The 2825-nt window shown below is 34.2% G+C and carries 3 protein-coding genes and 1 pseudogene; all 4 read right to left on the bottom strand.

Annotation, left to right across the window (positions count from 1 at the left end; translation table 11 throughout):
- A pseudogene (locus tag ACI32A_RS02515) lies at nt 1-208 on the bottom strand (hypothetical protein); the annotation flags it as partial.
- A gap of 3 nt (nt 209-211) precedes the next feature.
- Nucleotides 212-841 (bottom strand): 3-hexulose-6-phosphate synthase, encoded by a 630-nt coding sequence (gene hxlA / locus ACI32A_RS02510; protein WP_439753448.1) that lies wholly within the window; start codon nt 839-841, stop codon nt 212-214.
- A 14-nt stretch (nt 842-855) separates the two neighbouring features.
- On the bottom strand, nt 856-1800 hold the full coding sequence (locus ACI32A_RS02505; protein ID WP_439753447.1) for a class I mannose-6-phosphate isomerase: 945 nt from the start codon (nt 1798-1800) through the stop codon (nt 856-858).
- Entirely contained in the window at nt 1784-2563 is a 780-nt protein-coding gene (locus ACI32A_RS02500) for a DeoR/GlpR family DNA-binding transcription regulator (protein ID WP_439753446.1), read from the bottom strand. The genes ACI32A_RS02505 and ACI32A_RS02500 overlap by 17 nt, the downstream gene beginning before the upstream one ends.
- Between the last annotated feature and the right edge of the window lie 262 nt (nt 2564-2825).

Genomic DNA, 2825 nt, shown 5'->3' with positions numbered 1-2825 from the left:
CCACAAAACAACGAAAACCTAAGTGCATTAAGCGATTGGTAAAAGCTTTTACCACACAGCCACTTCGTCCAGCTCCAGCAAGAAAAATTGAATGTTTTTTATGATGTGCTTCCATTAATTGATCACAAATTTCTTCTAATTCTTCTTCCTGAATATATGAAGACAAATGCATTAATTCTTCTAATATTTTATTGACTGTATTTGTCATTTCTTATTCCTTTATTGCCTGATGAATGGCTTTGGCAGCTTCTTTTGAATCTTTTGCATGTGTGATTCCTGAACCCACAATCACAATATCTGGATTATATGCTTTATATGAAGGAATTGATTCAACATTAATTCCACCTGCTACAGATACTTTTGCACAAGTAACGCATTCACTCATGATTTTTAAATCATCTAAAGGTGTTCTTCCCGCTGCTTGTTGATCCACACCCACATGAACCGAAACAAAATCCACACCTAATTCTTCCATTTTACGAATACGAGAAGGCAAATTGTCAACACAAATCATATCTACAACAACTTTTGCGTGATATTCTTTAGCTGCTTCCACACAACCTTTAATTGTTAAATTATCGGTAACGCCTAATACAGTGATATAATCTGCTCCTGCTTCTAATGCTTCTTTTGCTTCATAAAAACCAGCATCCATAATTTTCAAATCTGCCAAAATTTCTTTATTCGGAAATCTTTTTTTCATAATACGAACTGGTTCCATTCCATATTCAATTACCATGGGAGTTCCGATTTCTATGACATCAATAAACTCTTGTACATTTTCAACTAAATCAACGGCCTTTTCCATTGTGATATCATCTAAAGCCAATTGTAACTTCATGAATTCATCCCTCCTCATTCTTCATTTCGATACGAAGCTAAAAATAAATCAATTTTTCCTTGAATATCTAACCAGCCAAATCCATCTGGTACTAAGATGGTTTCTCCTTTTCGAATGGAAATTCCATTGATACTTCCTTGTCCATTCACACACGTATAAAACGCAAATCGATCGTGTCTAAATCTTCCTTGTTCTTTGACTTGTAGACGCATCAATGTATACAATCCCGGCTGATCCCAGTAACGTGTTACATCCACGCCTAATTCATGTGCACTAGGATAGAGAACAAATTCAGTTGATGTATCTGGAATATTGACATTTTCATAAACAGCTTCCGGTTGAATCGGTCTTTTCTGGTTTGTGGATGGATCAATTCGATCGTAGTCATAAAGTCTTAATGTACAATCTGCATTTCTTGAAATATTATAGGTTAATACACCTTTTCCAATGGCATGCAGTGTTCCACTTGGAATATCAATAAAACCATTTTTTATAGCTTTTAAATACTTCAATAAACCATCCCAATCCTTTGATTCCGTTTTTTGAATAAATTCTTCTTTTGTTTTGGCATAATGCCCGAATTGAATTTGTCCATCTTCTGTTGTATCTAAAATGACCCAGGCCTCTGGTTTTCCTCTTCCTCCATTGTAAGTTCTGGCAAAATCATCATCTGGATGAATTTGCACTGATAATTTTTCAACCGGATCTAAGATATTTACGCGAACCGGTAATTCTTCTGTATCGCAACAAAACCAATCTGGATATTCTTTATATAGTTGCGATAAAGTCATGTTCATTTCTGGGACTTGACAATCGGCATGGTTTTCTAAAGCCACGACGTTATAAACTTCACCTAAAGGTGCTACATCGGTTTGATAATGAAATTCTTCAATTAATCTTTTTCCTCCACCCCACATACGAGGTTCATAAAAAGGGTTTACTTTAACAATCTTCTTCATAAATTTCCTCCGCAATATAAATTGGCACTTTTTGACTATATTCTTCATATAGTTTTAGTGATAAACGATGATCTGTTATGATTCCATCAATTTGATTCCAGGACGTTATGGTATGAAATCCTTTTTCCTGAAACTTTGAACTATCGGCTAAGACAAAAACTAAATCACTGTTTTCAATCATTTTCTGTTTTGTACTTAATTCCTGATACGAATGAGATGTAGGTCCCTGACTATCTAAAATACCCGATGTTCCCAAGAAACAAATATCCGCATGAATAGAACTCAAAAACATTTCTGTCCAATTTCCAATTACGGATAAATTCTTTTCTCTTTTCTTTCCACCTGCCAAAAAGACATTGTGAATGTTTCCATTTAATTGTTCAAAAGCGGTAATGGAATTGGTGATAATATCCATGCTGGATAATCGATTAATAAAGGTTGTACACATTTGACAAGTAGAACCCGTATCCAATATCAATACATGCTGATCTTTTAACATTTTCACTGCATATTTTGCGATTTCCATTTTTTCGTTGTATCGATTCTGTCGAAAATCAACACTTTTTTCAACACTTAAAGGCGATAAACGAGCCCCTCCATATTCTTTTTTCGCAATACCCATTTCTTCCAGATACATTAAATCTTTTCGAATGGATTCCATACTAATTTGATATTTTTGCGATAAATCCTTTGCTTTTACATATCCATCTTTTTCTAATAACTGAACAATTTCTTCGAGTCTTTTTGTCATTGGAATTTTCATAACAGTCTCACCTTTCGTCTTTATCATATACTTAAGAAGCCAAAACCAAAACTTGCGATTAGTTGCGATTTATAAGATAAGTATAACAAAAAAAAACGAATATAAACTTATATGGGTATCTAAAGTTTCTGGGGGTCTGAATTTAGGGGGAAATTTTAGGGGTCTATTTTGGGGCCTAAAATTGTCCTTGTTTATGATCCGAAATTCAAAAAAAAGCGTTAAATGCAGGTGCATTTAGCGCTTTTCCTCTTTATCATTGAAT

The organism is Floccifex sp., from assembly GCF_051873555.1.
Taxonomy (GTDB): Bacteria; Bacillota_I; Bacilli_A; order Erysipelotrichales; family Erysipelotrichaceae; genus Floccifex.
Note: the sequence above shows the minus strand (reverse complement) of the source record. Positions and strands in the feature narration are given on the sequence as shown.

Coding starts and splice junctions, on each gene's coding strand:
- ACI32A_RS02505 (WP_439753447.1), bottom strand. CDS start 1,800: ATGAAGAAGATTGTTAAAGTAAACCCTTTTTATGAACCTCGTATGTGG.
- hxlA (WP_439753448.1), bottom strand. CDS start 841: ATGAAGTTACAATTGGCTTTAGATGATATCACAATGGAAAAGGCCGTT.
- ACI32A_RS02500 (WP_439753446.1), bottom strand. CDS start 2,563: ATGAAAATTCCAATGACAAAAAGACTCGAAGAAATTGTTCAGTTATTA.